Origin of the sequence: Micromonospora sp. WMMC415 (genome assembly GCF_009707425.1) — a bacterium.
In the GTDB taxonomy this organism is placed as follows: domain Bacteria; phylum Actinomycetota; class Actinomycetes; order Mycobacteriales; family Micromonosporaceae; genus Micromonospora.
Map to the genome: position 1 here is coordinate 2,255,783 of NZ_CP046104.1, position 24,373 is coordinate 2,280,155.

A 24,373-nucleotide genomic window follows, 5' to 3' on the forward strand; every position below is an offset into this window, starting at 1 on the left:
CGGAGCCATGCGCGGGACGTGGGCCACCGTGGCGGCCGACGAGGAGCGGTACCGGCCGCTCTACGCCCGCGTCCTCGGGTTGCGGTTCGTCAACCCGGGCGGCGTGCTCTGCTTCATCTTCTTCGAGGGCTCCGTCGCCCTCGCCGCCCTGCTCGCCCTCGCCGAACTGGTCACCTGGTGGGCCGTACTGGTCCTGCCCGCGACGGTCGCGGTGATGGTGAAGCTCAACGACCTGGTGGCCGCCCGGGTCGTCCGCTCCGCGGCGCTCGTGCCCGAGCAGGAGCGGGACCGCTTCCGGCGGCAGATGGAACCGGCGGTCGGCACCGCCCGCGTCGACTGGATCCGGCACAGCGTGCCCGGCGTCGTCGTCTCCTCCACGCCGGGCGAGCCCCTGCCGCCCTCGCTCCGCGAACCGACACCGCCAACCGCGCCCTGACCCAGCGGAACCGGCTCGACCGGCGGCCTTCGTGACACAGTCGCACCACGCCGTCCTGAGGCAGACCTTCGAAGATCTTGGACAGGCCGAAGCCCCGGGCAGGTCGCCCGGGGCTTCCGGTCAGGTCTTCAGACGCCGGGTCAGGCGGAGAAGGACGCCACGCGCTTGGCGATGGCGGACTTGCGGTTCGCGGCCTGGTTGGCGTGGATCACGCCCTTGCTGGCGGCCTTGTCCAGCTTGCGGGTGGCCTCCCGCATGAGCACGGTGGCCTGGTCGACGTCGCCGGCCTCGGCGGCCTCGTGGAACTTGCGAATGGCGGTCTTCAGCGACGACTTGACCGACTTGTTACGCAGCCGGCGCTTCTCGTTCTGCCGGTTGCGCTTGATCTGGGACTTGATGTTCGCCACGCGACAGCCTCGTCTTGATAGCTCGGGTTGGTCTGGTTCCACGCGCCGCGAGCATGCGTCATCGCTGCGCGAAGAGCCAGGTTACCAGGTCGCCCGGGGACGGACCAAAACGCCTCCCGGCCACTCGTGCCGGTCGGCACTCCGGGCGCCACGACAACGCTGGTCGGCGGCCTGGTCACGCCGAGGTGCCCGGCTCTGGTGGCTCACGTCCAGCCCTGGCGGTGGGCGAGCCAGGCGAGCGCCCGGTCGCCGCTGCGGCGTTGGTGGAGCGGCAGCCGCTCGGTGGCGGTCGGCGGCGTCGTCGACGCGGTGGTGAGGAAGTAGCCGGCCAGGGCGGCCAACGTGACGTCCAGCGCGTCCAGCGGCGCGCCGGCGGCGGCCGGGTGCGCGGCGAAGGCGGCGTCCAGCCCTTCGGCGAAGGCGGCGTCCAGCCCCTCGGCGTCGGGTACCGGAGCCGCACCGGCGGGAGCGAGCGTCGCCGGCTCGGGGTCCGGCCCGGGGGCGTACCCGCCGAGGAGCAGGGTCACCAGGTCGAACCAGGCGGGACCGTGGCAGAGCCACGTCCAGTCGCACAACCACGCCCGCCCGTCCGCGTCGAGCAGGATGTTGTCGGGGCGCAGGTCGCCGTGGATCAGCCCGGTCGCCTCGGCGGCGTACACCGGCAGGCGGGACTCCAGCGCGACCAGCTCGGGCAGCCGCCGCTGGAGGCGGGCGGGGAGCGCCGGCATCGGCTCCCGACCCGCCGCCACGTCAGCCCAGCGGAGGATGTCGTCGCGGGCCAGGTCGGCCAGGTGGGGCGGGTCGAGCGCCGTGAGGTCGGCGGGCGGCTCCGCCAGCAGGGCGGCGACATCGGCGTACGTGGCCAGCGTCGCCGCCAGCTCCGCCGGTTCCCAGGGCTGCCGGGGCGGGTGCCCGTCGATTACGCCGAGGCCGAGCGCGAACCAGCCCGCCTCGTGCAGCGTCCAGCGCGGGCCGGGCGCCGGTGTCCCCGGCGGGAGCCGGTCGAGGACCGCGGCCTCCCGCGCGTACCAGTCGGCCAGGTGCGAATTCCCGGGTGCGGCCTTGACGAAGACCCGCCCGCCGTCGGCGGCGGTGAGCACCCCGGCGTACCCGCGGGTGAAGCCGTCGGCGGCGGCGGTGGCCGCGACCACCGGGGCGCCGAGGCGGTCGGCAAGCGCGGCCCGCAGGCCGACCGGCAGCTCCGACCACCCGGGCCGGCGGGTGGTGATCGGGTACGGCGGTGAGCTGGTCATCCCTTCAGTGTCGTACGCCATGGGGATACTGCCCGGGTGATTGGGTCCGATGACTTCCGGGCGCTGATCGACGTGTCGGCGACCGCCGCCGGTGACCCGGCCGAGCTGCGGCGCCGCTACCCGCGGCTCGCCGTGCCGTTCCCGCTGCCGGCGGGGGCCGGCACCGGCGTCTGGGAGACTGCCAGGCCATGAGGACCGACGACTTCTGGCAGCTGATCGACCAGGCCCGTGCCGGGGGTGGGGGAGAGCCGCACGCGGTCGCCGCCCGGGCGGTCGCCCTGCTCGCGCAATGGGAGCCGGAGGAGATCGTCGGGTACGCGCGCCACCAGGCCCGCGTGCTGGCCGCGTCGCACCGGGTGGATCTGTGGGGTGCGGCGTACCTGATCAACGGCGGCGTCTCCGACGACGGCTTCCACCACTTCCGGGGCTGGCTGATGACCCAGGGGCGGGCGGTCTTCGCCCGGTCGGTCGCCGATCCCGACTCGCTGGCCGAGGTGCCCCAGGTGCGCGCCGCGTCGCTCTCCGGCGAGGAGTTCGCCTGCGAGCAGATGCTGACGGTGCCGTGGGAGGCGTACCGGAAGGCGACCGCGGCCGACCTCCCGGCGGAGCGTGACCCGGTCCCGGTGCCGGATCTGAACGACTTCTGGGACTTCGACGACGAGGACGAGGCCCGCCGCCGGCTGCCGAAGCTCGCCGCCCTGTTCGTGGAGCCGCCCGGCGAGTGACGGCGGCCGGCCGTCGTCCGGCGCCCGCGGCCCGCCGGCCGCCGGCACCGCACCCCGTCGGCCGGCTGCCGCTGGCCGATGCGCCCCGCTGGCGGAGCGGGGTTCGCCCGCGCAGCGGGCACGCGGGGGCGACGTGGGAGCATAGAGGGGGCCGGCGACGCCGGCCTGCTCAACGTCAGCCGACCAGAACGGACCGCTGTGCCACCGACGCTCGATCCCGGCGCGAATGCTCCTGGTGCCACCGACCCCGGGCGCATCAGGAACTTCTGCATCATCGCCCACATCGACCACGGGAAGTCGACCCTGGCCGACCGGATGCTGCAGCTCACCGGCGTGGTCGACCCCCGGCAGATGCGTGCGCAGTACCTCGACCGGATGGACATCGAGCGCGAGCGCGGCATCACGATCAAGAGCCAGGCCGTCCGGATGCCGTGGACGATCCGCGAGGGCGACCGGGCCGGCGAGACCGCCGTGCTCAACATGATCGACACGCCGGGGCACGTGGACTTCACGTACGAGGTGTCGCGGTCCCTCGCGGCCTGTGAGGGCGCGATCCTGCTGGTCGACGCGGCCCAGGGCATCGAGGCGCAGACCCTCGCGAACCTCTACCTGGCGCTCGAGAACGACCTGCACATCATCCCGGTCCTCAACAAGATCGACCTGCCGGCGGCGCAGCCGGAGAAGTACGCCGAGGAGCTCGCCCACCTCATCGGTGGCGACCCGGCGGACTGCATCAAGGTCTCCGGCAAGACCGGCGAGGGCGTGCCGTACCTGCTCGACGAGATCGTCCGGCAGTTCAAGCCGCCGGTCGGGGACGCCGAGGCGCCCGCGCGGGCGATGATCTTCGACTCGGTGTACGACGTCTATCGGGGCGTGGTCACGTACGTCCGGGTGATCGACGGGCGGATCAGCGCCCGGGACCGGATCAAGATGATGTCCACCGGCGCCACCCACGAGCTGCTGGAGATCGGTGTCATCTCCCCGGAGATGGTGAAGGCCGACGCGCTGGGCGTCGGTGAGGTGGGCTACCTGATCACCGGTGTGAAGGACGTCCGGCAGTCCCGGGTCGGTGACACGGTCACCATCAACTCCCGGCCGGCGAGCGAGCCGCTCGGCGGCTACAAGGACCCGAAGCCGATGGTCTACTCCGGCCTCTACCCGATCGACGGGTCCGACTACCCGAACCTGCGTGACGCGCTGGACAAGCTGAAGCTCAACGACGCCGCGTTGACGTACGAGCCGGAGACCTCCGGGGCGCTCGGCTTCGGCTTCCGCTGTGGGTTCCTCGGCCTGCTGCACCTGGAGATCATCCGGGAACGGCTGGAGCGGGAGTTCAACCTCGACCTGATCTCCACGGCGCCGAACGTGGTCTACCGGGCCCTCCAGGAGGACGGGGAGGAGGTCGTGGTGACCAACCCCAGCGAGTACCCCACCGGCAAGATCGCTGAGGTGTACGAGCCGACCGTGCGGGCCACCGTGCTGACCCCGAACGACTACGTCGGCGCGGTGATGGAGCTGTGCCAGGGCCGCCGGGGCAGCCTGCTCGGCATGGACTACCTGTCCGCCGACCGGGTGGAGCTGCGCTACACGCTGCCCCTCGCGGAGATCATCTTCGACTTCTTCGACCAGCTCAAGAGCCGCACCAAGGGGTACGCGTCGCTGGACTACGAGCCCTCCGGCGAGCAGTCGTCGGACCTGGTGAAGGTCGACATCCTCCTGCACGGTGAGCCGGTCGACGCGTTCAGCGCGATCGTGCACAAGGACAAGGCGTACAACTACGGCACCAGCATCGCGGCGAAGCTGCGGAACCTCATCCCGCGCCAGCAGTTCGAGGTGCCGATCCAGGCGGCCATCGGCAGCCGGGTGATCGCCCGGGAGACCATCCGCGCGATCCGCAAGGACGTCCTGGCGAAGTGCTACGGCGGTGACATCAGCCGGAAGCGCAAGCTGCTGGAGAAGCAGAAGGAAGGCAAGAAGCGGATGAAGATGGTGGGCCGCGTGGAGGTCCCCCAGGAGGCCTTCATCGCCGCGCTCTCCTCCGACTCCGGCGACGGCAAGGCACCCGGCAAGAAGTGACCGCCGCCGGCGATCGGCCGGCGCGACGACGTACCCGAGCGACAGCGCCCTCACCTGCGCCGATGCCGTTCAGGCGGGAATCGACGCAGGGGAGGCCATCGACGAACGAGGGATCGCCGTGGTGTGAGTCGGTTTGGGCTTCCGACGGGTCGGGCATTGAGGGGGCACGACAGGAACACCACCACGGTGGACACAATTCGTGAAGGAGGGCGACCGTGGAGCTCACCGTTTGGGGCATCATCACCGCGCTCGTCGTCGGTCTGATCGTCGGCGCGCTGGGCCGCCTGGTCGTGCCGGGCCGGCAGAACATGCCGATGTGGCTGCACATGCTCATCGGTGTCGGTGCGGCGCTGCTCGGCACCGTGCTGGCGCGGGCCATGGGCATCGCCACCGAGACCGCCGGCATCGACTGGGGCGAGCTGCTGGTCCAGGTCGTGCTGGCCGCCATCGCCGTGGCTCTGGTGGCCGGGGTGGGGCGACGACGCAGCGTCGGCCGCTACTGACAACTGAATCTCGCCTCGGGCGCCCGACCGGCAGGTCGGGCGCCCGTCGTGTGTGCGGGGCCGACCGGGGTGCGGGGCCGACGGGGTGCCCGGTCTGGTACTTCCCGGCCCAGGCTGTCCCGCAAGGCCGGTTTGGGTTTCCGGCGGGTCGGGAACTGTGGGGTCACCACAGAAGCACCACCCGACACGGACTCACACTTCCCGTTAGGAGAACGACCGTGGAGCTGACCGTCTGGGGCATCATCACCGCGCTGATCGTCGGTCTGATCGTCGGCGCGCTGGGCCGCCTGGTCGTGCCGGGCCGGCAGAACATGCCCATCTGGCTGCACATGCTCATCGGTGTCGGCGCCGCGCTGCTCGGCACGATCATCGCCCGGGCCTCCGGCTTCGCCGACACCGCCGGCATCGACTGGCGTGAGCTGCTGCTGCAGGTCCTGCTGGCCGCCGTCGCGGTGGCCCTGGTCGCGGGCGCCGGCCGGCGCCGCGGCATCACCCACCGGTAAAACTCGCACAGCCTGAACAACGGGCGCCCGGCCTCCTGGCCGGGCGCCCGTTCATCCTGGTACGGCCGCTTTCGCCCCGGTCCCGTCCCGCCCACCGGCGGGCCACCTGCGGTACGGTCGCCACGCTTCGCCCCGGCCGCCCACTGTCGTAAAGGATTTTTACGTACTAAGGTGCGGCGGAGAAGGTTAGTGCCAAGCGGCGCGAGGGAGATAGTGGCGTGAACAGGTGGAAGCGGCTGGCCCCGGTCACCGCCGTCGTGGCCTCGGCCGCGATGGTGCTGACCGGTTGCGGTGGCTCCGACGACGACAACGCGGCTGACAACAGCAAGCTGACCGTCTGGATGATGGGCGAGGGCAGCGAGGCGCAGACGACGTTCCTGGACGGCGTCGAGGCCGAGTTCCGGCAGAAGCACCCGAACACCGACGTGGTGGTCCAGTACGTTCCCTGGCTGGAGGCGCCGAAGAAGTTCCAGGCCGCCCTCGCCGGTGGAGAGGGACCGGACGTCACCGAGCTGGGCAACACCGAGACCCAGGGCTGGGCCGCCCAGGAGGCGCTCGCCGACGTGACCGGCAAGTTCGGCGGCTGGGCCGAGGGCAAGGACATCCTCCCCGACCTGGTGAAGAACGCGCAGCTGGACGGCAAGCAGTACGGCGTGCCGTGGTACGCCGGCGTGCGCGGCATCTACTACCGCACCGACTGGTTCGCCGAGGCCGGCGTGCAGCCGCCGAAGACCTGGGACGACCTGGTCGCCGCGGCCAAGGCCGTGCAGGCGAAGAAGCCCGGCACCTACGGCATCGCCGTGCCCGGCAACTCCGAGCTGCCCTTCTACTCGTTCCTCTGGGGCGCCGGCGCGGAGATCGCCACCAAGGAGGGCGACAGCTGGAAGTCCGGCCTGAACACCCCCGAGGCGCAGAAGGCCGTCAAGTTCTGGACCGACCTGGTGACCGTGCACAAGGTGGCCCCGCCGGCCGCCGCCGGCTGGAACGAGATCGACGCCCGGACCCAGTTCGCCACCGGCAAGGCGGCGATGGCCTTCGCCGGTAGCTGGCAGCAGGGCGCCATCAAGAAGGACAACCCGGAGATCGAGAAGGTCTGGGGTACGTTCCCGATCCCCGGCCCCGACGGCCAGCCCGCCCCCGCCTTCGCCGGTGGCTCCGACGTCGCCGTCTGGAAGGACAGCGAGCGCCAGGACCTCGCCTGGGACTACCTGACGGTGCTGCTGAGCAAGAAGAACGACCAGGCGTTCGCCGAGAGCCTGGGCTTCTTCCCCGTCTACCAGGACCTGGTCGGCGGCGAGAAGTACACGAACGACAAGGTCATGGCGTCGTTCGCCACCGCCATGAAGAACACCAAGCTCACGCCGCTCACCCCGAAGTGGGTCGAGGTCAGCCGGACCAAGACGGTGACCCAGGCGATGAACAGCTCGGTCATGAAGGGTCAGAAGACGGTCGAGAAGGCCACCGCCGACGCGGCCGCGGAGATGGAAAGCATCCTCAACGCCAAGTGACCACGCTGACCGAGGCGCCGGAGACGGCCGCCGCGCGGAAGACCCCCGCGCGGCGGCGTCGCCGGGTGGACCGCCTCCCGTACCTGCTGCTCCTGCCCTGCCTGGTGATCATCGCGGTGCTGCTGCTCTGGCCGCTCGGCCAGGTGGTGGCGATGTCCTTCTTCCGCCTGAACAACGTGCGGCAGCTGCGCGGTGACCGCGAGTGGCCGTGGGTCGGCCTGGGGAACTACACCGACATCCTCGGTGACCCGTTCTTCTGGACGGTGCTGCGGAACACCGTGCTCTTCGCCGCCGCGAACGTGGCCCTGACGATGGTCCTCGGCACCCTGGTCGGGCTGCTGCTCAACCGGCTCGGCAAGCGGATGGTCGCCTTCGTGGCGAGCTGCGTGATGCTGGCCTGGGCCACTCCGGCGCTGACCGGCACGATCGTCTGGAAGTGGATCTTCGACGACACCAGCGGGCTCGTCACCTGGCTGTTCAACGCGCTGCCCGACGGCCTGTCGCAGGCACTGTTCGGGCACAGCGACTGGACCGGCTACGGGTGGTTCAACTCGCCCCTGCTCTTCTTCGCCATCCTCACCCTCGTGGTGGTGTGGCACTCCTTCCCGTTCATCGCGGTCAGCGTGCTCGCCGGGCTGAAGAGCGTGCCGGGCGAACTGCACGAGGCGGCCCGGGTCGACGGGGCCGGCCCGTGGAAGGTGTTCTGGCAGGTCACCTTCCCGCTGCTGCGGCCGGTGTTCGGGATCCTGGTCGTGCTCTCCACGATCTGGGACTTCAAGGTCTTCACGCAGTACTTCGTCCTCGCCGGGGGCACCCAGGACCGCTCCACCTTCATGCTCTCGGTCTACTCGTACGCCGAGGCCTTCTCGCCGCCGCCCAAGTACGGGCTCGGCGCGGCGGTCGCGGTGATCCTGACCGTGATCCTGCTGGTGGTGACCGGCGTGTACGTCCGCATGGTGCTCAATCAGGAGGAGGACGCGTGAAGCGGCTCGCCCTCAACGGCGCCGGTCTGCTGGTGGCGCTCTTCGCGGCGTTCCCGGTCTACTGGATGATCGTCACGTCCCTGAAGCCGAGTTCGGAAATCTTCTCCAGCACGCCCCGGCCGGTCCCCGGCGAGCCCACGCTGGAGCACTACCGGCAGATCCTGACCGGCAACCTGATCCCCGGCGTGACCTTCGCCGACTTCTTCCTCAACAGCGTCCTGGTGGCCGGCGCGACGGTGCTGCTCAGCGGCCTGGTCGCCCTGCTCGCCGCGACGGCGGTCGCCCGGTTCCGGTTCAACCTCCGGACCAGCTTCCTGATCATGCTGCTCGTGGTGCAGATGATCCCGCTGGAGGCGCTGGTCATCCCGCTCTTCCTGATGGTCCAGCGGCTCGGGCTCTACAACACGCTGCCCAGCCTCATCCTCACGTACCTCGGCTTCTCGCTGCCGTTCGCGGTGTGGATGCTGCGCGGCTTCGTCGCCGCGGTCCCCAAGGAACTGGAGGAGGCCGCGGCCATCGACGGGGCCAGCCGGGCACAGACCTTCCGGCGGATCCTCTTTCCGTTGGTCGCGCCCGGACTGGTGGCCACCAGCATCTTCTCGTTCATCACCGCCTGGAACGAGCTGATCTTCGCGTTGACGTTCATCAACGACCAGGACCGCTACACGCTGCCGGTGGCGATGACGTTCTTCTTCGGCCGGGACGACACCGCGTGGGGCCCGGTGATGGCCGCCTCCACGATCTTCACCCTGCCGGTGATCGTCTTCTTCCTGCTGGTGCAGCGTCGGATGGTCTCCGGCCTGGTCGCCGGCGCCGTCAAGGGCTGACGCCCCCGCCGGTGCGGACGATTAGGCTGGGCGCCATGACGGGCAGGGTGGCAGCGGTGAACCTCGGCATCGTGACCGAGGCGCAGTGGGCGGGCGACGCGAGCGGCCGCAGCGGCATCGACAAGCGCCCGGCACCCGGCCCGGTGCGCGTCGGCGCGGAAGGGCTCGCCGGTGACTTCATCGGGGAGCGCGCCCACCACGGCGGCCCGGACAAGGCGGTGTACGCGTACGCCGAGGAGGACGCCGCCTGGTGGGCGGCCGAGCTGGACCGGCGGATCGGTCCGGGCGCCTTCGGCGAGAACCTGACCACCCACGCCGTCGACGTGACCGGCGCGGTGATCGGCGAGCAGTGGTCGATCGGGTCGGTGGTGCTCCAGGTGACGATGCCGCGCACGCCGTGCACCACGTTCGCCGGGTTCTGGGGCGTACCGGATCTGATCAAGCGGTTCACCGTGCGCGCCCGCCCGGGTGCGTACCTGCGGGTGCTCCGCGAGGGTGAGATCGGCGCGGGGGACCCGGTCCAGGTGGTGGACCGGCCCGCGCACGGGGTGACGATCGGCGAGGTGTTCCGGGCGTTGAACCTGCAGCCGGAGCTGCTGCCCCGGCTGCTCGACGCGGAGGACCTGCCGTCGTGGATCCGGGAGAAGGTCCGCCGCCGCGTCACCGCCGCCGGCTGAGGCCGCGCCCGCGCCGCCGCCGGCTCAGGTCGCGGCGAAGACCTCCGCCACCACGCGGGCGGTCGGTTCCGTGCCCGTCACCCGGTCCCAGGTGCCCTTCTCGGCGGTCCACTGCCGGTCGCCGAAGCGGACCAGCCGCACGCCGTTGTCCTCGGCGTGCGACACGAGCCAGTGCGCGTACCGCCAGCCGCCGCGCTCGTCGTCGGGCGTGAGCGTGAGGCCGGTCAGGCTGACCGCGGCGGCCGTCGTGGCGAGCCCCCAATCGAGCGTCAGGCCCTGGGTCAGGGCGGCGGTCGCCGCCGCGCCCCGGCGCAGCGGATTGTCGCCGACCGTGCAGGCGACCGCGCCGGTCGCGTGCGCGAGCAGCGCGCGGGTCAGCACCTCCGACTCGTCGGCCCACTTCTGGTACGCCTCGGGGAACGCCGACCGTTGCACCTTCTGCGCGGCGTCGGTGACCCGCATCCGCTCCCAGCCGCGCACCTTGGCCAGGGCCGCGTAGAACTTGTTGGCGGCGTACCGCGGGTCGCGGATCTGCGTCGGCGTGCCCCAGCCCTGGCTCGGCCGCTGCTGGAACAGGCCCACCGAGTCGCGGTCGCCGCCGGCCAGGTTGCGCAGGCCCGACTCCTGGTACGCGGTGGCGAGCGCCACCACGACGGCCCGGTCCGGCATCCCGCGCTGGATGCCGATGGCCGCGATGGTCGCCGCGTTCGCCATCTGATCGGCGTCCAGGGCCACCTCGCCGTCCGCCTGCACCGTGCACGTCCGCGCGGAGAGCGGCAGCCTGAGCCGGTCGCCGAACTGCCGGAGGACGATGAACAGCCCGACCACGGCGACGAGAACGAGGACCACACCACCCGCGACGACTGCCCGAGTTCGCACCTGCACCCCCAGTCTGACAGTTCGACAAGCGTACGTCCCCCGTCGCGCCCCTCGGGTCGTCCGACCGGTTCCGGACGGCTCCGCCGGGCGTGGCCGCGACGGTCGTGCCGCCGTGGCGGGCGCGGAAACCGCAGGTCAGCCGGGCGAGGGGCGGACGGGGCCTTCCCGCGTCACCGCGCGCGGAAACCAGCTACTCGACCGGTACCCAGCTCGCCGGCCGCTTCTCCCGGAACGCCAGCACACCCTCCCGCCCCTCGTCGGACAGGAAGTAGCCGGTCGACAGCGCGGCCAGGTCGGCGATCTCGGCGCGCAGGTCCGCGGCGGCCGGGCGGCGCAGCAGCGCCTTGGCCCCGGCCAGGGCGCCCGGCGCGCCCCGGACCAGCGAGTCGCAGTAGCCCGCCACCGCGTCGTCCAGCTCCGCCGCCGGCACGGCGGCCGTCACCAGGCCGATCTCGGCGGCCCGCCGCCCGTCGAAGGTGTCCCCGGTGAGGTACAGCTCGGCCGCGGCGCGCGGGTGCAGCCGGGGCAGCACGGTCGCGGAGATCACCGCCGGGATCACCCCGATCCGGACCTCGGTGAACGCGAACGTCGCCTCCTGCGCGCACACCGCCAGGTCGGCCGCCGCGATCAACCCCAGGCCGCCGGCGCGGGCGGGCCCGGCGACCCGCGCCACCACCGGCTTCGGGCACTCCCAGACCGCCGCGAGCACGTCACCCAGCATCCCGGCCGGCACCGTCCCGCTGGCGTACGCGGCGGCGGTCTCCTTCAGGTCGGCGCCGGCGCAGAAGACCGGCCCGGTGTGGTCCAGCACGACCACGCGGACGGCGTCGTCCGCCACCGCGGCGGCGAGGCCGTCGAGCAGCTGGGTCATCAGCGACGTGGAGAGCGCGTTGCGGTTGTGCGGGCTGTCCAGGGTGAGGGTGGTCACCCCGCGGGCCGTGGCGACCCGCACGAGCGCGTCCGGAGAGGTCATGCCGGGCAGACTAGTGGCCATGCCCGGCGTCCTTCCAGAAGGTGAGACCGTCCCCGCCGACGGTTCGCTGCCCACCACCGCCCTGACCTCGGTCGGCGCGCGCGGTTTCGGCGTGTACGTGCACGTCCCCTTCTGCGCCAGCCGCTGCGGCTACTGCGACTTCAACACGTACACGGCCACGGAGCTCGGCGGCGGCGCCGGCCGCGAGGAGTACGCGGACACCGTGCTGGCCGAGCTGGCCCTCGCGGCCCGGGTGCTGCGCGACAACCCGCCGCCCCGGGTCGACACGGTCTTCGTCGGCGGCGGTACGCCGACCCTGCTCCCCGCCGACGACCTGGCCCGGATCCTCGACGGCGTCGACCGCACGTTCGGGCTGGCCGTCGACGCCGAGGTCACCACCGAGGCCAACCCCGAGTCGGTCACGCCGGAGTCGTTGGCGGCCCTGCGGGCGGCCGGCTACACCCGCATCTCGCTGGGCATGCAGTCCGCCTCGCCCGGGGTGCTGGCGATCCTGGACCGGCGGCACAGCGCCGGCCGGGCCGTAGCCGCCGCGCGGGAGGCCCGCGACGCCGGGTTCGAGCACGTCAACCTGGACCTGATCTACGGCACGCCGGGGGAGGGCGCGGAGGACTTCGCCGCCACGCTCGACCAGGTGGTCGCCGCCGGCGTGGACCACGTCAGCGCGTACGCCCTGATCGTCGAGGAGGGCACCCGGCTCGCCGCCCGGATGCGGCGCGGCGAGCTGGCGTACCCCTCCGACGACGTCGCCGCGGACCGCTACCTGGCCGCGGAGGCCGCCCTCGACGCCGCCGGTTTCTCCTGGTACGAGGTGTCCAACTGGGCGCGGACGCCGGCCGCCCGGTGCCGGCACAACCTGCTGTACTGGACCGGCGGGGACTGGTGGGGCCTCGGCCCGGGGGCGCACAGCCACGTCGGCGGCGTGCGCTGGTGGAACGTCAAGCACCCCACGGCGTACGCGAAGCGCCTCGCCGCGGGGGAGTCACCCGGCCTGGCGCGGGAGGTGCTGACCCGCGACGAGGCGCACATGGAGGACGTCATGCTGCGCCTGCGGCTCGCCTCCGGCCTGCCGCTGGACGTGCTGGACCCGGCCGGCCGCGCCGGCGCCGAGCGCGCGCGGGCGGCCGGCCTGCTGGCCGACGCCGACCACGCCGCCGGCCGGGCCGTGCTCACCCTGCGCGGCCGGCTGCTGGCCGACGCCGTCGTGCGCGACCTGCTTCCCTGACCGGCACGGACCGGCTCGGGGCCGGGCACGTCGGCCCCGAGTGGCGCCGACCGGCCGGGGCCGGGCACGTCGGCCCCGGGTGGCGCCGACCGGCCGGGGGGAGCGGCCGGTCGGTGCTCACTTGATGAAGCTCGCCGACATCGGGTAGCGGTACAGCGTGCCCTCGTTGGCCTTGACCCCGGCGATCGCGCCGAAGACGATGCCGATGATCGTCGCGGCCACGCCGACGAAGAAGCCGACGATGATGCAGGTGAAGATCCAGCCCACCAGCGCGATCACCGACCAGATGATCTGGAAGTTCAGCGCGGCGAGCGCGTGGGCCCGTACGGTCGGCGACTGGTTACCGCGGGCCATCAGGGCGACCAGCGGGGCCACCCAGCCGAAGACACCGCCACCGACGAGCATCCCGAGCGCGCCGCCGAAGTGCGCGATCAACGCCCAGGTCTTGTCCTCGTTGTTCGCGTAGCCGGCGGGGGCGCCGTAGGCGCCGCCGGTCGGGTAGCCCGGGCCAGGCGGTGGGTAGCCGCCGGGTGGGGGATAACCGCCGGGCGGAGGGTAGCCGCCCGACGGCGGAACGTCACCGGTGGGCGGCGGATAGCCGCCGGGCGGGGGATAGCCGCCCGGGCCCGGTGCCCCGGACAGTGGTGTGGTCGGCTCGTCGGAGCCGGGGACGGTCGGGTCCGGCTCTCCCGCTCCGGGAGGGCGAGGTGGTTCAGTCATGAGGATCACGGTAGGGGGAGCGCACAACGGGGCACCAGAGCAGAACCGTCCCCGATGTCCGGATGAACGGCCCTGGCGAATCCGCCGCCGTCCGGGACGCGTCATCCGCCGGCCGTTGATCATCGCGGCGCGGGCGGTGCCGACGTAGACTGGCACTCGCTACAGTCGAGTGCCAGGATGGCGCCGGGCAGCCGGCGGCCGACGCGCGACAGGAGGTGGGCACATGGGTCTCGACGACCGCAAGCTCGCGGTACTGCGCGCGATCGTCGAGGACTACGTCGCCACGCAGGAGCCGGTCGGCAGCAAGGCGCTGGTCGAGCGTCACCAGCTCGGGGTCTCCCCGGCGACCGTCCGCAACGACATGGCCGTCCTCGAGGAGGAGGGCTACATCCGGCAGCCGCACACCAGCGCCGGCCGCGTGCCCACCGACCGCGGCTACCGGCTCTTCGTGGACCGGCTGTCCCGGGTCAAGCCGCTCAGCCCCGCCGAGCGCCGGGCCATCGAGCGCTTCCTGCTCGGCGCGGTCGACCTGGACGACGTGGTGCACCGCACGGTACGGCTGCTGGCGCAGCTGACCCGGCAGGTCGCCGTCGTGCAGTACCCGAGCCTGGCCCGCTCCTCCGTGCGCCACCTGGAGCTGGTGCCCATCTCCACCACCCGGCTGATGCTCGTCATGATCGCCGACACCGGGCGGGTCGAGCAGCGCCTCGTCGAGATGCCGGGGCCGATCCCCGCCGACGACGTCACCGACCTGCGCCGGCTGGTCAACGAGAAGCTGGTCGGCACCCGGCTGTCCGAGACGCCGCCGCTGGTGCAGGCGCTGGTCGACGAGGCCTCGGCCGAGCTGCGCCCGGCCATGGCCACGCTCTCCACCGTGCTGCTGGAGACGCTGGTCGAGCGGCACGAGGAGCGCATCGCGCTGGCCGGCACCGCCAACCTCACCCGGGGCGGCCTGCTCGACTTCCAGGGGTCGCTGCGCCCCATCCTGGAAGCGCTGGAGGAGGAGGTCGTGCTCCTCAAGCTCATCGGGGAGGTCGAGCCGAGCACGATGCGGGTCCGCATCGGCGACGAGAACGAGATCGACAATCTCCGCTCGACGTCGGTGGTGAGCACCGGCTACGGCCCGGGGGCCACCATCGTCGGCGGCCTCGGCGTGTTGGGGCCGACCCGGATGGACTACCCCGGCACCATCGCCACGGTGCGGGCCGTGGCACGCTACGTGGGCGACCTGCTGGCCCAGAACTAGGCAGTACCGTCCGGCCGCTCCGGCCGGCGGCCGGCGCAACGCGAGACGAACATGAGGACACGGAACGCAGTGGCCAGGGACTACTACGGCATCCTCGGTGTGAGCCGGGACGCCTCCGACGACGAGATCAAGCGCGCGTACCGCAAGCTGGCGCGTCAGTACCACCCGGACGTCAATCCGGATCCGGAGGCGCAGGAGAAGTTCAAGGACATCAACGCCGCGTACGAGGTCCTCTCCGACGACCGGAAGCGGCAGATCGTCGACCTCGGCGGTGACCCGCTCGCACCCGGTGGCGGGGGTGCCGGCGGTCCGGGTGGCCCCGGCGGCACCGGCCCGTTCGTCGGCTTCCAGGACATCATGGACGCGTTCTTCGGGGGCGCCGCCGGTGGTGCCCGCGGCCCGCGCCCGCGTACCCGGCCCGGGGCTGACGCGATCCTGCGCCTCGAGCTGGACCTGCACGAGACGGCGTTCGGCGTCGAGGCCCCGATCACGGTCGACACCGCCGTGCTGTGCACCACCTGCGCCGGCGCCGGCACCGCCGCCGGCACCCACCTGGCCACCTGCGAGGCGTGCGGCGGCCGCGGCGAGGTGCAGTCGGTGCAGCGCACCTTCCTCGGCCAGGTGGTCTCCGCCCGGCCCTGCACCGTCTGCCAGGGCTACGGCACCACGATCCCGCACCCCTGCCCGACCTGCGCCGGTGACGGCCGGGTGCGCACCCGCCGCTCGCTCACCGTCAAGATCCCGGCGGGCGTCGAGGACGGCATGCGGATCCGGCTGGCGCAGCAGGGCGAGGTCGGCCCGGGCGGCGGCACGGCCGGCGACCTCTACGTGGAGATCCACGAGCGTCCCCACGACGTCTTCTCCCGCAAGGGCGACGACCTGCACTGCCGGGTCACCGTCCCGATGACGGCGGCCGCCCTGGGCACCCGGCTGACCATCAAGACACTCGACAGCGAGGAGCCGGTGGACGTCAAGCCCGGCACCCAGCCGGGCAGCACGCTGCGGCTACGCGCCCGCGGCGTACCGCACCTGCGCGGCACCGGTCGCGGTGACCTCTACGTCCACCTCGACGTGCGGACCCCGACCAAGCTCGACGCCGAGCAGGAGAAGATGCTGCGCGAGTTCGCCCGCACCCGGGGCGAGGAGGTCGCCGAGCTGACCAAGCAGGGTGGCTTCTTCTCCCGGATGCGGGACGCCTTCAACGGCCACGCCTGACCGTCCGCGGCCCGGCGACCGGCCGGGCCGCTAGCCTGGTGATCGTGTCCGCGCCGCTGTTCCTGGTCGACTCGCTGCCCACCGCCGACCGGATGACCCTGGACGGCCCCGAGGGGCGCCACGCCGCCACCGTGCAGCGGCTCCGGCCCGGCGAGCGACTGCTGCTCGCCGACGGGCGGGGCAGCACGGCCGCCGCGGTGGTCGGCGCCGTCGGCAAGGACACGCTCGACCTCGAGATCACCTCCCGGGGGTACGCGGACGCGCCGGTCCCCCGCCTGGTCGTGGTGCAGGGCATCGCCAAGGGGGACCGGGGCGAGCTGGCCGTGCAGGCGATGACCGAGGTCGGCGTGGACGAGATCGTGCCCTGGGCGGCCGAACGCTCGATCGTCCTCTGGCGCGGTGACCGGGGCGTACGGGCCCGGGAGAAGTGGGTGACGACCGCCCGGGAGGCGGCCAAGCAGGCCCGCCGGCCCTGGCTGCCGGTGGTGGCCGGATCGCCGGACGAGTCGACGACGCAGGTGGGCCGCCGGCTCGGCGGTGCCGCCGCCGCGTTCGTCCTCCATGAGGGAGCCGAGGAGCGGCTGACGACGGTCGCGTTGCCGGCGACCGGTGAGATCGTGCTGGTGGTCGGGCCGGAGGGGGGCATCGCCGACCGCGAGCTGGACGCCTTCGCGGAGGCCGGTGCCCGGCCGGTGCGGCTGGGCCCGTCGGTGCTGCGCACCTCGACGGCCGGGGTGGCGGCCCTGGCGGTGCTGTCCGCCCGCCTCGACCGCTGGTAGGCCACCGGCGACCGGATCCCCGCCCGCCACCGGGCCGGACGGCCCGGCCCCACCCTCCGCCGCGTTCCCTTTGCTCTGCTTCAACCGGCGCACAGGTTTCGCGGCGATTCCGCTGCGTCCGTTGAAGCAGAGCAAAGGGGCCACAGCGACCTGTGGTGGCCGGCCGTAGGCGCGCCCGGGCCGAGTCCCCAGGCGAAGAACGTCGACGCCGACGTCACCGGGCTCAGCTGCGCAGGTAGGAGGCGCCGTTGAGGTCGACGATGGTGCCGGAGGCCCACTCCGCCTCCGGGGACGCCAGCCAGTGGACCGCGGCGGCGATCTCCTCCGGCCGGGCCACCCGGTTGAACGGGGACTGCGCCCGGACCGCGTCGCCGCGCGGCGACTTGAGGTGTTCGTTGGTCATGTCGGTCTCGACGAAGCCGGGCGCGACGGTCGCCACCCCGATGCCGTACGGGGCGAGAGCCACCGCGAGGGACTGACCGAGCGCGTTCAGGCCCGCCTTGCTCGCCCCGTACGCGGGATTGCCCGGCTCGCCGCGGAAGGCGCCCCGGGAGGAGACGTTGACGATCCGACCGCCCCGCTCCCGCATGTGCTGGGCGGCGCACCAGCACGCGTTGGCCGCGCCGAACAGGTTGGTCTCGACCACCGCCCGCCAGCGCTGCCGCCACTGCTCGTAGGTGGTCTCGAACACCGGGTGGGGCGGGTCCGCCGGCCCGAACACACCGGCGTTGTTGACCAGTACGTCGAGTCCGCCGAGGCGTTCCGCGGCCTCGTCCACCATCACCCGGACGGCGTCCGGGTCGGCCAGGTCGGCGCGGACCACCACGTGGCCCGCGCCGGGCAGGTCGACGCGGAGCGCCTCCGCCAGGTCCGCCGAGTCCCGGTGGTGGATCGCCACCCGGTCCCCGCCGGCCGCGAACGCCCGCGCCACCGCCCGCCCGATGCCCCGCGAGGCTCCCGTCACCAGCACCGCCCGTGATGTCACGGCGGCCATCCTGCCGTAGCGCCGCGGCGCTGTTGACGCCGGACCCGGCCCGCCGCCACCAGCCCCGGCGCGGCCGGCCCCCGGTGACCGGCGGTGCGGCCTGGTGCGCCCGGGGTTGTTCGCCCGCTACGGGCGGCGTTCCACCCGTGCCCTTCCTTAGACTGCCCCGGTGAGCACACCTGACTGCCTGTTCTGCCGCATCGTCGCCGGCGAGATCCCGGCCACCGTCGTCCGGGAGACGCCCACCACGCTCGCCTTCCGCGACATCGGCCCGAAGGCGCCGGTGCACGTGCTGGTGGTCCCCAAGGAGCACTACGCGGACGTGGCCACCCTCGCCCAGGGCGACCCGGGGCTCGCCGGCGAGGTGCTCGCCACGGCCACCGCCGTCGCCGAGGACGAGGGGCTGCTCGGTGACGGCTTCCGGCTGATGTTCAACACCGGGGCGTACGGCGGCCAGGAGGTCTTCCACGTGCACGCGCACCTGCTCGGCGGCGCCCCGCTCGGGCCGATGCTGGCGCGGAACCTCGCGTGACGCCGACGGACCGCCTGGACCGCATGGTGCGGCAGATCCAGGCGCGGGCCCGGATACCGGCGGTCTCGGCGGCCCTGCACCGCGCCGACCGTCCGCTGTGGACGTGCGCGGTCGGGGGGACCGGGAACGACACCGCGCTGGACCCGGAGACCCGCTTCCGGATCGGCTCGGTGACCAAGACCTTCACCGCCGTCCTGACGATGCAGTGCCGCGACGACGGCCTGCTCGACCTGGACGACCCGCTGAGCCGGCACCTGGACCTGCCGGCGCACGGCGAGCTGACCGTCCGGCGGCTGCTGTCGCACACGGCGGGCCTGCAGCGCGAGCCGTACGGCGACGTCTGGGACACGCTGCGCGCGCCGGACACCGACCAGCTCCTGGCGGACCTGGCGAGGGCGGAACGGGTGCTGCCTCCGGGGCGTCGCTACCACTACTCCAACCTGGGCATGGCACTGCTCGGCCACCTGGTCGGCAGGCTGCGTGGCGGCACCTGGGCGGAGGTGCTCGCCGAGCGGGTGCTGACTCCGCTGGGGCTGACCGCCACCACGGTGGAGCCCGGCCGGCGGGCCGCCATCGGCTTCCTCGTCGACGCGTACTCCGACGAGGCGCATCCGGAGCCACCCACCGACTTCGGCGCGGTCGGCCCGGCCGCGCAGCTGTGGAGCACGGCCGGTGACATGGCCCGCTGGGCGGCCTTCCTCGCCGACCCGGCGGCGCTCGACGCGGCCGGCCGGGTGCTCGCGCCCGCCACGCTCGAGGAGATGCGCTGGCCGGTCACGGTCACCGACGAGACGCTCTGGGGCGGCGGGTTCGGCCTGGGGCTGATCCTGGTGCCGCAGGGCAAGCGGGTCATGCACGTCGGCCACGACGGCGCGATGCCCGGGTTCCTCGCCGCGGTCTACGGCCGCCGGGGCGGCGACGGGACCGCCGGCGCGATGGGCGCCGCGGTGCTCGGGTCCTCCGGCACCGCCGGTGAGCTGTTCGACCTGCCGCACCGGCTGCTCGCCGCCGCGGCGGAGCACGACCCGGCTGAGGTGACGCCCTGGCGGCCCGGGCCGCCGGCCCCACCGGAGATCCGCGGCCTGCTGGGTCGCTGGTGGGGCGAGGGTTTCGAGTACGTGTTCAGCTGGCACGACGGCGCGTTGCGCGCCCGGGGCGCCGACGACCCGGCCGGGAAGCCGCCGGCGGTCTTCGCCCCGCTGCCGGACCGGCCGGACGTCTACCGGACGGTCTCCGGTCGGGAGGTGGGTGAGCTGCTCCGGCTCACCCGGAACGGGGACGGAACGGTGATCCGGATGCACTGGGCGACGTACCGCTTCACCCGTACCCAGGAGACGTTCGACCGGTACGACTTCCGCACCGGCTGACCCCCGGCCGGCTTCGCGATCTTGTAGTGGTCGCCTCGACAAATGTCGTGAAAAGGTGCGAATCAGGGTCGGAATGTGCACGACCGTGGGGGGTGGGCTCGGGTTGCGTGGCGGGGAAATGGGCGAGGTGGTGGCGGTGTTGAACGGATACGATGAGAGCAACGCCAGCACGCCGTGGCACCGGCCCGGCGCCGAGATCGAGAGCAGGTGGCTCAGGGCCCCTCGGCCCGACCTATGACCAGCACCCCACCTCCCGGCCCGCCCCGGGCGCAGACCAGGATCACCGTTCCGGATTCGAAGATCATGGTCAATCTCCTCGGCGCGGGTGACGAGATCCTGCGACTGGTCGAGCGTTCGGTCAACAGCGACGTGCACGTCCGGGGCAACGAGATCACGATCACCGGTGCTCCCGCGGACAACGCCCTCGCCGAGCGGCTCTTCGGCGAACTGCTCGAACTCATCGAGAAAGGCGAAACCCTGACCACTGACGCCGTCCGGCGTACCGTCGGCATGCTCGAGCAGGGCAGCGCCGAGCGGCCCGCCGAGGTCCTGACGCTCAACATCCTCTCCCGGCGTGGTCGCACCATCCGCCCCAAGACCCTCGGGCAGAAGCGTTACGTCGACGCGATCGACGCGCACACCATCGTCTTCGGCATCGGCCCGGCCGGCACCGGCAAGACCTACCTCGCCATGGCGAAGGCGGTCCAGGCGCTCCAGGCCAAGCAGGTCAACCGCATCATCCTCACCCGGCCGGCGGTCGAGGCGGGTGAGCGGCTGGGCTTCCTGCCCGGCACGCTCAACGAGAAGATCGACCCCTACCTGCGGCCGCTGTACGACGCGCTGCACGACATGCTCGACCCGGACTCCATCCCCAAGCTGATGGCGGCGGGCACGATCGAGGTGGCGCCGCTGGCCTACATGCGCGGTCGTACGCTGAATGACGCGTTCATCATCCTGGACGAGGCGCAGAACACCACGCCCGAGCAGATGAAGATGTTCCTCACCCGGCTCGGCTTCAGCTCCAAGATCGTCGTGACGGGCGACGTCACCCAGGTGGACCTTCCCGGCGGGACGACCAGCGGCCTGCGGGTCGTCCGGGAGATCCTCAGCAACGTGGAGGACGTGCACTTCGCCCAGCTCTCCAGCTCCGACGTGGTCCGGCACCGGCTCGTCGGGGAGATCGTCGACGCGTACGCGCGCTGGGACGCCGAGCGGGAGAACCAGCAGGCGCAGAGCGTGCACGCCGTGCCCGGGCGGACCGCCCAGGGCGGTGGCCGGGCCGGTCGCCGCCGCTAACGACCTGAAGGAAGACAGTTGTCCATCGAGATCGCCAACGAGTCCGGTGTCGACGTCGACACCGACGCCGTGCTCGCCGTCGCCCGGCACGCCCTCGACGAGATGGGGGTCAACCCGCTCGCCGAGTTGTCCGTGCTGCTCGTCGACATCGACTACATGTCCGAGCTGAACCACCGGTGGATGGGCGGCGACGGCCCCACGGACGTGCTCGCCTTCCCCATGGACGAGGGCAGCGTCGACCACGGGCCGGGGGAGAACGCCGCCGCCGGCGCCGAGCCCGCGTTGCTCGGCGACATCGTGCTCTGCCCCGAGGTGGCGGCCAAGCAGGCGGCCGCCGCCGGGCACTCCGCCGCCGACGAGCTGCACCTGCTCACCGTGCACGGCGTGCTGCACCTGCTCGGTTACGACCACGCCGAGCCGGAGGAGGAGCGGGAGATGTTCGCGCTCCAAGCCCGACTGCTGGCCAGTTGGCGGGCGACCCGGGCCCAGTGATGTCCCCCCTTGCGGCAGCGACGGCCGGCGCGAGCGGCCTTCCCGACCTGCAACTGATCTTCTTCGCGGCCGGGCTGGTCGTGCTCGCCGGTCTGATCGCGATGACCGAGGCGGCGCTCGCCGCCGTCTCCCCGGCGCGCGCCGCCGAGCTGGCCCGGGACGGCGCGCGGGGGGCCCGCGCCCTCCAGGCCGTCGCCGGTGACGTGGTCCGCCACCTCAACCTGCTCCTGCTGCTGCGGCTGCTCGCCGAGCTGGGCGCGACCACCCTGGTCGCGCTCGTCGCGGTGGACACGTTCGGCGCCGGCTGGCGGGCCGCACTGATCACCGCCGGGGCGATGACCGTGGTCAGCTTCGTGGTGGTCGGCGTCGGGCCGCGCACCATCGGCCGCCAGCACGCGTACGCGGTGGCTCGTGGGGTCGCGCCGCTGGTGCGCTGGCTGGGCCGGGCGCTCAACCCGCTCGCCTCGCTGCTCATCCTCATCGGCAACGCGGTCACGCCGGGGCGCGGCTTCCGGGAGGGGCCGTTCGCCACCCAGGTGGAGCTGCGCGAACTGGTCGACCTGGCCGAGCAGCGGGGCGTGGTGGAGCACGGCGAGCGGCAGATGATCCACTCGGTCTTCGCGCTCGGCGACACGATCGCCCGCGAGGTGATGGTGCCGCGCACCGAAATGGTGTGGATCGAGAAGCACAAGACCCTCGCCCAGGCCCTGGTGCTCTTCCTGCGCTCCGGCTTCTCCCGCATCCCCGTGATCGGCGAGAGCGTCGACGACGTGCTCGGTGTGCTCTACCTCAAGGACCTGATCCGGCGTACGCAGGGCGGCGTCCCGGAGGACCGGCAGCTTCCGGTCGCCGAGTTGATGCGCCCGGCGACCTTCGTGCCGGAGTCCAAGCCCGTCGACGACCTGCTCTCCGAGATGCAGGCCGCCCGCAACCACCTCGTCATCGTCGTCGACGAGTACGGCGGCACCGGCGGCCTGGTCACCATCGAGGACATCCTGGAGGAGATCGTCGGCGAGATCACCGACGAGTACGATGTCGAACGCCCGCCGGTCGAGCACCTCGACGACGGCGCGGTGCGGGTCACCGCTCGGCTCCCCGTCGAGGATCTCGGCGAGCTGTTCGACACCGACCTGCCCACCGACGAGGTGGAGACCGTCGGCGGCCTGCTCGCCCAGTCCCTGGGTCGGGTGCCCATCCCGGGCGCCCAGGTCGAGGTGGCCGGCCTGCGGCTGCTCGCCGAGGGCACCACCGGCCGGCGCAACCGGATCGACACCGTGCTGGTGCGCCGTGCGGAGCCGACCGACCAGCAGGACGACCGGGGCCGGGGCGAGCCGGCCGAGACCCGTACCGACCGAGCCGAGGAGAGGCTGCCCGCCGATGCCTGAGTCACCCGCCGCACCGACCGCGTCGTCCGTCCCGGTGGAGCTGAGCGCCGAGGACGCCAAGCTGGTCGTCCTGGCGCGGGGCGCGCGTGGCCGGGTCGGTGCCGTCGAGGGCGCCGCCGTCCGGGACCAGGACGGCCGCACGTACGCCGCGGCCAGCGTCTCCCTTCCGTCGCTGGCGCTCACCGCGCTTCAGCTCGCCGTCGCCTCGGCGGTCGCGGCCGGTGCCACCCGGCTGGAGGCGGCGGTCGTGGTGACCGAGGCGTCGACGCTCGACGGCGCCGGTCACGCCGCCGTCCGCGACCTCGCCGCCGACGCGCCGATCCACGTGGCGGCCCCGGACGGCAGCGTCCTCGGCACGGTGGTCGAGTGAGGCCGGAGGAGTTGGAGCGGCGGCCGTACCGGGCGGGGTTCGCCTGCTTCGTGGGGCGACCGAACGCCGGCAAGTCGACGCTGACCAACGCGATCGTCGGGCAGAAGATCGCCATCACGTCGAGCAAGCCGCAGACGACCCGGCACGTCATCCGGGCGGTGCTGCACCGGCCCGACTCGCAGCTCGTCCTCGTCGACACGCCGGGCCTGCACCGTCCCCGTACGCTGCTCGGCGAACGCCTCAACGACCTGGTGCGGCAGACGTGGAGCGAGGTCGACGTGATCGGCCTCTGCATCCCGGCGGACGAGCCGATCGGCCGGGGTGACCGGTTCATCTCCGGCGAGCTGGCCGAGCTGAAGGCCACCGTCCTCGCCGTGGTCACCAAGACCGACCTGGTGGACCGCAAGCGGCTGGCCGAGCAACTGCTCGCGGTCAGCGAGCTCGGCGAGTTCGCCGAGGTGGTGCCGGTGAGCGCGGTCTCCGGGCACCAGGTCGACACGCTGGTCGACGTGATGACCCGCTACCTGCCGGAGTCGCCGCAGCTCTATCCGGACGACATGCTCACCGACGACCCGGAGCAGGTGCTGGTCGCCGAGCTGATCCGGGAGGCGGCGCTGGAGGGCGTGCGCGACGAGTTGCCGCACTCCATCGCCGTGGTGGTGGAGGAGATGGTCCCCGAGGGGCAGGTCACGAAGATCTACGCCGACGTGTACGTCGAGCGGCCGAGCCAGAAGGCGATCGTGATCGGCCACCGGGCGAGCCGGCTCAAGGACGTCGGCACCCGTGCCCGGCGGCAGATCGAGGAGCTGCTCGGCACCCGGGTGTACCTCGACCTCCACGTCCGGGTCGCGAAGGACTGGCAGCGGGACCCGAAGCAGCTGCGCAAGCTCGGCTTCTGACCCGGGCGCCGGCCGCGTCGATCTGGACCGGCACCGGCCCGCGTCGGCCGGTCCGCGCCGGCACCGGCGCGTCGGCCGGCCCGCGCCGGTCGCG

27 protein-coding genes are annotated in these 24,373 nt (G+C 72.8%); 21 read left to right on the forward strand and 6 right to left on the reverse strand.

Going from position 1 to position 24,373, the window contains the following annotated elements:
* Positions 1-7 precede the first annotated feature (7 nt).
* A complete protein-coding gene (locus tag GKC29_RS10940) occupies positions 8-436 on the forward strand; it encodes a hypothetical protein (protein ID WP_155334083.1) in 429 nt (142 codons plus the stop codon).
* Between the two features lie 140 nt (positions 437-576).
* Here GKC29_RS10940 and rpsT read toward each other — a convergent pair whose 3' ends face one another.
* Positions 577-843 carry a 30S ribosomal protein S20 gene (gene rpsT / locus GKC29_RS10945; protein ID WP_155330713.1) on the reverse strand — a complete coding sequence of 89 codons (267 nt, stop codon included), beginning with the start codon at positions 841-843 and terminating at the stop codon, positions 577-579.
* Positions 844-1,046: 203 nt separating this feature from the next.
* Positions 1,047-2,072 carry a phosphotransferase family protein gene (locus tag GKC29_RS10950; RefSeq protein ID WP_230689060.1) on the reverse strand — a complete coding sequence of 342 codons (1,026 nt, stop codon included), beginning with the start codon at positions 2,070-2,072 and terminating at the stop codon, positions 1,047-1,049.
* Positions 2,073-2,132: 60 nt separating this feature from the next.
* Here GKC29_RS10950 and GKC29_RS10955 point away from each other — a divergent pair, with 60 nt between their 5' ends.
* The 9 genes from GKC29_RS10955 (at position 2,133) to GKC29_RS10995 (ending at position 9,898) form a co-directional block, all read left to right on the forward strand.
* Positions 2,133-2,288 carry a hypothetical protein gene (locus tag GKC29_RS10955; protein WP_155330715.1) on the forward strand — a complete coding sequence of 52 codons (156 nt, stop codon included), beginning with the start codon at positions 2,133-2,135 and terminating at the stop codon, positions 2,286-2,288.
* Positions 2,285-2,821, forward strand: a complete 537-nt coding sequence (locus GKC29_RS10960; protein WP_155330716.1) for a DUF4240 domain-containing protein — start codon at positions 2,285-2,287, stop codon at positions 2,819-2,821. Before GKC29_RS10955 ends, GKC29_RS10960 begins: the two co-directional genes overlap by 4 nt.
* A 198-nt stretch (positions 2,822-3,019) precedes the next feature.
* Positions 3,020-4,897: a translation elongation factor 4 gene (lepA, locus tag GKC29_RS10965; RefSeq protein ID WP_155330717.1), complete on the forward strand. Its 1,878-nt coding sequence runs from the start codon at positions 3,020-3,022 to the stop codon at positions 4,895-4,897.
* Between the two features lie 215 nt (positions 4,898-5,112).
* On the forward strand, positions 5,113-5,400 hold the full coding sequence (locus tag GKC29_RS10970; protein WP_155330718.1) for a GlsB/YeaQ/YmgE family stress response membrane protein: 288 nt from the start codon (positions 5,113-5,115) through the stop codon (positions 5,398-5,400).
* 218 nt (positions 5,401-5,618) lie between these two features.
* On the forward strand, positions 5,619-5,903 hold the full coding sequence (locus GKC29_RS10975; protein ID WP_155330719.1) for a GlsB/YeaQ/YmgE family stress response membrane protein: 285 nt from the start codon (positions 5,619-5,621) through the stop codon (positions 5,901-5,903).
* A gap of 218 nt (positions 5,904-6,121) precedes the next feature.
* The gene (locus GKC29_RS10980; RefSeq protein ID WP_155330720.1) at positions 6,122-7,411 is read left to right on the forward strand and encodes a sugar ABC transporter substrate-binding protein; all 1,290 of its coding nucleotides are present in this window, start codon (positions 6,122-6,124) and stop codon (positions 7,409-7,411) included.
* Positions 7,408-8,394 (forward strand): carbohydrate ABC transporter permease, encoded by a 987-nt coding sequence (locus GKC29_RS10985; protein WP_155330721.1) that lies wholly within the window; start codon positions 7,408-7,410, stop codon positions 8,392-8,394. The genes GKC29_RS10980 and GKC29_RS10985 overlap by 4 nt, the downstream gene beginning before the upstream one ends.
* Positions 8,391-9,221 (forward strand): carbohydrate ABC transporter permease, encoded by an 831-nt coding sequence (locus GKC29_RS10990; protein WP_155330722.1) that lies wholly within the window; start codon positions 8,391-8,393, stop codon positions 9,219-9,221. Before GKC29_RS10985 ends, GKC29_RS10990 begins: the two co-directional genes overlap by 4 nt.
* Before the next feature lie 35 nt (positions 9,222-9,256).
* Complete coding sequence (locus tag GKC29_RS10995) at positions 9,257-9,898, forward strand: MOSC domain-containing protein (protein ID WP_155330723.1); 642 nt, start codon at positions 9,257-9,259, stop codon at positions 9,896-9,898.
* Positions 9,899-9,922: 24 nt separating this feature from the next.
* On the opposite strand, the gene GKC29_RS11000 is transcribed toward GKC29_RS10995, so the two are convergent.
* Both GKC29_RS11000 and GKC29_RS11005 read right to left on the reverse strand, forming a co-directional pair.
* Positions 9,923-10,783, reverse strand: a complete 861-nt coding sequence (locus GKC29_RS11000; protein WP_155330724.1) for a hypothetical protein — start codon at positions 10,781-10,783, stop codon at positions 9,923-9,925.
* Between the two features lie 184 nt (positions 10,784-10,967).
* A complete protein-coding gene (locus tag GKC29_RS11005; protein ID WP_155330725.1) occupies positions 10,968-11,750 on the reverse strand; it encodes an enoyl-CoA hydratase family protein in 783 nt (260 codons plus the stop codon).
* A 19-nt stretch (positions 11,751-11,769) separates the two neighbouring features.
* Here GKC29_RS11005 and hemW point away from each other — a divergent pair, with 19 nt between their 5' ends.
* Positions 11,770-12,993, forward strand: coding sequence for a radical SAM family heme chaperone HemW (hemW, locus tag GKC29_RS11010; RefSeq protein ID WP_196255850.1), 1,224 nt, complete (start codon positions 11,770-11,772; stop codon positions 12,991-12,993).
* A gap of 117 nt (positions 12,994-13,110) precedes the next feature.
* Here hemW and GKC29_RS11015 read toward each other — a convergent pair whose 3' ends face one another.
* Positions 13,111-13,713 carry a DUF4870 domain-containing protein gene (locus GKC29_RS11015; protein ID WP_196255851.1) on the reverse strand — a complete coding sequence of 201 codons (603 nt, stop codon included), beginning with the start codon at positions 13,711-13,713 and terminating at the stop codon, positions 13,111-13,113.
* Positions 13,714-13,936: 223 nt separating this feature from the next.
* On the opposite strand from GKC29_RS11015, the gene hrcA reads away from it, so the two are divergent.
* The 3 genes from hrcA (at position 13,937) to GKC29_RS11030 (ending at position 16,953) form a co-directional block, all read left to right on the forward strand.
* A complete protein-coding gene (hrcA, locus tag GKC29_RS11020; protein WP_155330727.1) occupies positions 13,937-14,959 on the forward strand; it encodes a heat-inducible transcriptional repressor HrcA in 1,023 nt (340 codons plus the stop codon).
* A gap of 69 nt (positions 14,960-15,028) precedes the next feature.
* A complete protein-coding gene (dnaJ, locus tag GKC29_RS11025) occupies positions 15,029-16,174 on the forward strand; it encodes a molecular chaperone DnaJ (RefSeq protein ID WP_196255906.1) in 1,146 nt (381 codons plus the stop codon).
* 44 nt (positions 16,175-16,218) lie between these two features.
* Positions 16,219-16,953, forward strand: a complete 735-nt coding sequence (locus GKC29_RS11030) for a 16S rRNA (uracil(1498)-N(3))-methyltransferase (RefSeq protein ID WP_155330729.1) — start codon at positions 16,219-16,221, stop codon at positions 16,951-16,953.
* A gap of 223 nt (positions 16,954-17,176) precedes the next feature.
* Here GKC29_RS11030 and GKC29_RS11035 read toward each other — a convergent pair whose 3' ends face one another.
* Positions 17,177-17,938, reverse strand: a complete 762-nt coding sequence (locus GKC29_RS11035; protein ID WP_155330730.1) for an SDR family NAD(P)-dependent oxidoreductase — start codon at positions 17,936-17,938, stop codon at positions 17,177-17,179.
* 169 nt (positions 17,939-18,107) lie between these two features.
* On the opposite strand from GKC29_RS11035, the gene GKC29_RS11040 reads away from it, so the two are divergent.
* From GKC29_RS11040 to era, 7 genes are all read left to right on the forward strand, one after another.
* Complete coding sequence (locus GKC29_RS11040; RefSeq protein ID WP_155330731.1) at positions 18,108-18,470, forward strand: histidine triad nucleotide-binding protein; 363 nt, start codon at positions 18,108-18,110, stop codon at positions 18,468-18,470.
* 23 nt (positions 18,471-18,493) lie between these two features.
* Positions 18,494-19,837, forward strand: coding sequence for a serine hydrolase (locus GKC29_RS11045; protein ID WP_155334084.1), 1,344 nt, complete (start codon positions 18,494-18,496; stop codon positions 19,835-19,837).
* A gap of 303 nt (positions 19,838-20,140) precedes the next feature.
* On the forward strand, positions 20,141-21,133 hold the full coding sequence (locus GKC29_RS11050) for a PhoH family protein (protein WP_230688989.1): 993 nt from the start codon (positions 20,141-20,143) through the stop codon (positions 21,131-21,133).
* Positions 21,134-21,151: 18 nt separating this feature from the next.
* Positions 21,152-21,625 carry an rRNA maturation RNase YbeY gene (gene ybeY / locus GKC29_RS11055; protein WP_155330733.1) on the forward strand — a complete coding sequence of 158 codons (474 nt, stop codon included), beginning with the start codon at positions 21,152-21,154 and terminating at the stop codon, positions 21,623-21,625.
* A complete protein-coding gene (locus tag GKC29_RS11060) occupies positions 21,601-23,010 on the forward strand; it encodes a hemolysin family protein (protein WP_155330734.1) in 1,410 nt (469 codons plus the stop codon). Before ybeY ends, GKC29_RS11060 begins: the two co-directional genes overlap by 25 nt.
* Positions 23,003-23,380, forward strand: coding sequence for a cytidine deaminase (locus GKC29_RS11065; RefSeq protein WP_155330735.1), 378 nt, complete (start codon positions 23,003-23,005; stop codon positions 23,378-23,380). The genes GKC29_RS11060 and GKC29_RS11065 overlap by 8 nt, the downstream gene beginning before the upstream one ends.
* On the forward strand, positions 23,377-24,279 hold the full coding sequence (gene era / locus GKC29_RS11070) for a GTPase Era (protein WP_155330736.1): 903 nt from the start codon (positions 23,377-23,379) through the stop codon (positions 24,277-24,279). Before GKC29_RS11065 ends, era begins: the two co-directional genes overlap by 4 nt.
* Positions 24,280-24,373 lie beyond the last annotated feature (94 nt).